Annotated in this window: 6 protein-coding genes; 2 read left to right on the forward strand and 4 right to left on the reverse strand. The window is 73.9% G+C overall.

What is annotated here, in order from left to right:
• Positions 1-166 precede the first annotated feature (166 nt).
• Entirely contained in the window at positions 167-1,279 is a 1,113-nt protein-coding gene (locus DW299_RS00920) for an acyl-CoA dehydrogenase family protein (protein ID WP_136034098.1), read from the forward strand.
• A gap of 20 nt (positions 1,280-1,299) precedes the next feature.
• Here the strand turns inward: DW299_RS00920 and DW299_RS00925 are convergent, their stop codons facing one another.
• The 3 genes from DW299_RS00925 to DW299_RS00935 are packed head-to-tail and all read right to left on the reverse strand — an operon-like array spanning position 1,300 to position 3,097.
• Positions 1,300-1,743, reverse strand: a complete 444-nt coding sequence (locus DW299_RS00925) for a nuclear transport factor 2 family protein (RefSeq protein WP_168442886.1) — start codon at positions 1,741-1,743, stop codon at positions 1,300-1,302.
• Positions 1,740-2,357, reverse strand: coding sequence for a gamma carbonic anhydrase family protein (locus DW299_RS00930; RefSeq protein ID WP_136035313.1), 618 nt, complete (start codon positions 2,355-2,357; stop codon positions 1,740-1,742). Before DW299_RS00930 ends, DW299_RS00925 begins: the two co-directional genes overlap by 4 nt.
• Positions 2,357-3,097, reverse strand: coding sequence for an SDR family NAD(P)-dependent oxidoreductase (locus DW299_RS00935; RefSeq protein ID WP_136034092.1), 741 nt, complete (start codon positions 3,095-3,097; stop codon positions 2,357-2,359). The genes DW299_RS00930 and DW299_RS00935 overlap by 1 nt, the downstream gene beginning before the upstream one ends.
• Before the next feature lie 56 nt (positions 3,098-3,153).
• Here DW299_RS00935 and DW299_RS00940 point away from each other — a divergent pair, with 56 nt between their 5' ends.
• Entirely contained in the window at positions 3,154-3,603 is a 450-nt protein-coding gene (locus tag DW299_RS00940; RefSeq protein ID WP_168442885.1) for a VOC family protein, read from the forward strand.
• Here the strand turns inward: DW299_RS00940 and DW299_RS00945 are convergent.
• Positions 3,585-4,215 (reverse strand): aldo/keto reductase (locus tag DW299_RS00945; protein WP_136035314.1); only part of this gene is annotated, 631 nt, incomplete at its 5' end. The two genes, DW299_RS00940 and DW299_RS00945, sit on opposite strands and share 19 nt — an antisense overlap.

The raw sequence follows: 4,215 nt of genomic DNA on the forward strand, positions 1-4,215 counted from the left end.
ATCGCGCCGCGCGCACCTCGCTGCAGGTGCACGGCGCGATCGGCTACACGGCCGAGCACACGCTGCGGATCTGGCTGGGCCTCGCGCCCGCGCTGTCCGCGGCGTGGGGCACGCCGGATTTCCATCGGGCGCGCATCGCCCGCGACATCCTTCCGAAGGAGCGGTGATGTCTTTCGAACCCGATGAGGATCAGCAGGAGCTCGTCGCCCTCGTGCGCGGGATCCTGAGCCAACGCGCCGACAGTGCGGCGACGCGTCGGGCCCTGGAGTCGGACCAACGGTTCGACGCCGACCTGTGGCGTCTGCTCTGCGAGGAGATCGGCATCGCCGGCATGGCCGTCCCCGAGGAGCACGGCGGCGCCGGCTTCACACTGCGGGAGGCGCAGCTGGCGCTGGAGGAGATCGGCTACGCGCTCGCGCCGTCGCCGTACCTCGGCTCGGTCGCGATCGCGGCGCAGGCGATCCTGGCCGCGGGCGATGCGGAGGCGTCCGCCCGACTGTTGCCCGGCATCGCGGAGGGATCGTCGGCGGCGGCGCTCGTGTGGGCCGACCCGTCCGGACGCTTCGCCCCCGACCACATCGACGTGCACGCCGAGGCCGACGGGGAGGCGTGGACGCTCACCGGCACGGCGGGCTTCGTGCTGGACGGGCTGCCCGCCGACGTGCTGGTCGCGGTGGCCCGCACCGCCGACGGCCCGCGCCTGTTCGAGGTGCTCGACGCCGCGGCGGTCGCGCGCGAGGACGACCCGACGATGGACCAGACCCTGCGGCTCGCCACCCTCCGGTTCGACGGGGTCCCTGCCCGTCCGCTCGGCGACGGCGATCCCGCCGTGCTCGACGACGTGCGGGCGCTCGCGCTCGCGGCGGTCGCGGCGGTGCAGGCGGGCACAGCGGCGCGGGCCCTCGACGACACCGTGGCCTACGCGCAGCAGCGGGTGCAGTTCGGGCGACCCATCGGCTCGTTCCAGGCGCTCAAGCACCGCATGGCCGACCTGCACGTGCGGGTGGAGGTGGCGCGCACCGCGTCCCGCGCGGCCGCCGACGCCCTCGCGTCCGGCGCCCCCGACCGCGCGGAGCTGGCCACGATCGCGAAGGCCGTGTGCTCGGAAGCGCTCACCCGGGTCGCGGGAGAGATGATCCAGCTGCACGGCGGGATCGCGATCACGTGGGAGCACGACGCGCACCTGGTGTTCAAGCGCGCGCACGCCCTCGGCACCCTATTCGGCACCCCGCGCGAGCTCCGCGCCGCCGCCGAGCCCTGGGCCCTCGCACGCCTCTGACCGCAGCCCTGGCGGCGGCCTCAGCGGCGGAGCGGGGTGGTCTCCGCCCAGTCGGTGTACTTGCGGCGCTCGCGGAACAGCCAGCGGCCGTCCACCCGCACGAGGTCGTCGTCGTAGCGGTCGGCGAGGGTGAAGCGGATGCGTCCCTCCGAGGTCTCGCGGATGTGGTGCGACAGGCAGGCCGTATGCACCCGGGCGGTGTCGCCTCGCACCTCCACATCGCTCGGAGACAGCGCGTGACTGGTCGCCACGAAGGCCGTGAGGGCCTCGAACGCCGCGACCAGCTCCGCCGTCCCCCGCGGCGTCTCGGCCGGGTGATCGGCACGCGGCCGATACAGGAGCATCCGCCCGTCCGGCACGAACAACGACGCCATGTCGGCGAACCTCCGCTGATCGGCGTAGCGCCCGTACCGCAGGATCGTGCGGGTGATGTCGAGCCAGTCCGCGAACTCGGCCGTGCTCACCGGGGTCCCTCCGCGCGTCGACGGTGCAGCGGGGTCGCGGCGTCCGCGGCCCAGGTGGTGCGTCGGCGGTCGGGCTCCGCAGCCGGCAGCGGCTCCACCGCCACCAGGGTCTCTCGGCTGCGCCGGGCGAGCTCCTGGTAGATGCGCACGCCGTTCCGCTTCCACTCCTGCGCGTCGTCGTCGAGGAGCCCGACCACCCGCGCCGGGGCTCCAAGCGCCTTCGACCCGGGCGGGATCACGGTGCCCGCGGTGACCACGGCACCCGCGCCCAGCAGCGCGTCCGCCCCGATCTCGGCGCCGTCGAGCACGGTGGCCCCGATGCCGATCAGCGCGAACGACCCGATGCGGCAGCCGTGCAGCACCGCCCCGTGGCCGACGTGGCTGTGCGGGTCGAGCACCGCGTCCGCACCGGGGAACGCGTGGATGACGCACGAGTCCTGCACGTTCGACCCCTCCCCCACGACGATGCGACCGAAGTCTCCGCGCAGGCTCGCGAAGGGTCCGATGTAGCAGCCGGGACCGATCACGACGTCACCGATCAGGCTCGCGGTCTCGTGCACGAACGCGGTCGGGTCGACCACCGGAACCACGCCGTCGAACGCGTACGACGGCATCAGGCGACCTGACCGCCGTCGATGACGAAGTCCTGTCCGGTGCAGTAGCTGCTGGCCGGGCTCGCGAGGTAGGCGACGAGTGCCGAGATCTCCTCGGGCCGGCCCGCGCGCGGGATGGGGATGCGTGAGATGAACCCGACCCCCGCCCGGGTGTCCTCGGTGATCATGGGCGTGTCGACGGCGCCGGGACACACGGTGTTCACGCGGATGCCGCTGCCCGCCAGCTCGCGGGCCAGCGCGTGGGAGACCCCCCGCAGCCCCCATTTCGACGCCGAGTAGGGCACGCGGTTGGCGTAGCCGGCGACCCCGGCCGTCGAGGCGATGTTGATGATCGAGCCGCCGTCGCCCAGGAGCGGGAGCAGCGCCTGCACGCCGAGCATGGGGCCGATGAGGTTCACGTCGAGCGTGAGACGGATGACGCGCTCGGCCGTTTCCGCGAGCGGTCCTTCGGGGCAGAACCCGGCGTTGTTCACCAGCACGTCCACGTGGCCGAACCGCTCGCGCGCAGCCTCGGCGACCGCGCCCCACGCGTCGGCGGAGGAGACGTCGTGCGCGAGGCCGATCGCGCGATCGCCGTACCCGGCCGCGACCTCCTGCACGGCCGCCCCGTCGAGGTCGGTCAGCACCAGGTCGGCGCCGAGCTCGTGGAACAGAGCGGCGTGCGAGCGGCCCTGCCCTCCGGCGGCGCCGGTGATGACGGCGACGCGTCCGGTCAGGTCGATGACGGGTGTTGCACTCATGGGGTTCCTCCGCGATAGTGATCGAACAAACGTTTGCTTGAGAGATGGGAGACGGCATGCCGCGCCTGCACCACATGGGCATCACCGTGAGCGACACGGCGGCGGCCGCCGCGTTCTACGCCGCCGCGACGGGCGGCACGGTGACCGGCCCCCTGGTCAAGAGCGGCCCCGCGGTCGAGGCCGCGACCGGACGCCCCGGTGCCGAGATCCTGCTCACGTTCGTGCGGCTCGACGACGGCGTCTTCCTGGAGCTCGCGGAGTACCGTGGGGTCGACGCTGCGCGCATCGACCCGCACAACGGCCACATCGGCGCTGCCCACCCCGCGATCACGGTGCCCGACATCGCGCAGAGCCTCGCGCGGCTGGCGGAGCTCGGCCACCACCCGCTCTCGGCGGTCATGACCGCGACGGCCGGACCGCTCGACGGCTTCCGCTACGTGTACGTGCTCGGGCCCGACGACGTGCGGGTCGAGCTGCTGCAGGAGCCTCATCCCGGCACCGCCTGACCGGCGCCGTCGAGCAGCCGCAGGTCGGCGGGGTCCAGCGTCAGCTCGACCGCCGCGACGGAATCCCGCACGCTCTCCGGCCGGCTCGCACCGGGGATCGGGATCAGCACGGGCGATCGTGCGAGCAGCCACGCCAGCACCACGCGCTGCGGGCTGACGCCGGAGCGCGCCGCCACCTCGGCCACGGGCGCCGCCGCCCCGCCGAGCGCCTTCGCCTGGCGCATGCCGCCGAGCGGACCCCACGCGAGGAACGCCAGGCCGTGCTCCTCGCAGCGCCGCAGCACGGGCTCGCTCGACCGCTCCAGGAAGCTGTACTCGTTCTGCACGCTCACGAGCGCGTCGCCGAGGACGCCCCGGGCGAGGTCGAGCTGCGCAACGTCGACGTTCGACACCCCGACCCGCACCACGACCCCGTCGTCCACCAGCTGCCGCAGGGCCCCCATCGAGTCCGCATAGGGCACGCGCACGTCGGGCCGGTGGTGCTGGTAGAGCGGGAGCGCGTCGAGTCCGAGACGCCGCGCCGAGGCACGCGCGGCGGCGGCGAGATGCGCGGGGGTGCCGTCCACCCACCACGTCGCGGCGGGCCCGCGCATCTCAGATCGGAAGAGCGTC

Source organism: Microbacterium sp. K35 (genome assembly GCF_004794375.1).
GTDB lineage: Bacteria > Actinomycetota > Actinomycetes > Actinomycetales > Microbacteriaceae > Microbacterium > Microbacterium sufflavum.

Bases quoted from the DNA above. Each gene is read 5' to 3' on its own strand.
- DW299_RS00935 (WP_136034092.1), bottom strand. From the start codon at position 3,097: ATGAGTGCAACACCCGTCATCGACCTGACCGGACGCGTCGCCGTCATC.
- DW299_RS00940 (WP_168442885.1), top strand. From the start codon at position 3,154: ATGCCGCGCCTGCACCACATGGGCATCACCGTGAGCGACACGGCGGCG.
- DW299_RS00930 (WP_136035313.1), bottom strand. From the start codon at position 2,357: ATGCCGTCGTACGCGTTCGACGGCGTGGTTCCGGTGGTCGACCCGACC.
- DW299_RS00920 (WP_136034098.1), top strand. From the start codon at position 167: ATGTCTTTCGAACCCGATGAGGATCAGCAGGAGCTCGTCGCCCTCGTG.